Below are 207 nucleotides of genomic sequence, written 5' to 3'. Positions count from 1 at the left end.
CCTTTATCGTTACTCATGTCAGCATTCGCACTTGTGATATCTCCAGCAAGCTTCTCAACTCACCTTCACAGACTTACACAACGCTCCTCTACCATGCCACACAAAGTGTGGCATCCATAGCTTCGGTATATGGCTTAAGCCCCGGTACATCTTCCGCGCAGGCCGACTCGACTAGTGAGCTATTACGCTTTCTTTAAAGGGTGGCTG

1 rRNA gene is annotated in these 207 nt (G+C 49.3%); it reads right to left on the bottom strand.

Annotated elements, in window-relative coordinates:
- A 23S ribosomal RNA gene (locus LGT40_RS00020) occupies positions 1 to 207 on the bottom strand; the annotation flags it as partial.

The organism is Methylophaga pinxianii (genome assembly GCF_020447225.1).
GTDB lineage: Bacteria > Pseudomonadota > Gammaproteobacteria > Nitrosococcales > Methylophagaceae > Methylophaga > Methylophaga pinxianii.
This window is presented reverse-complemented; position numbering and strand designations above follow the sequence as displayed.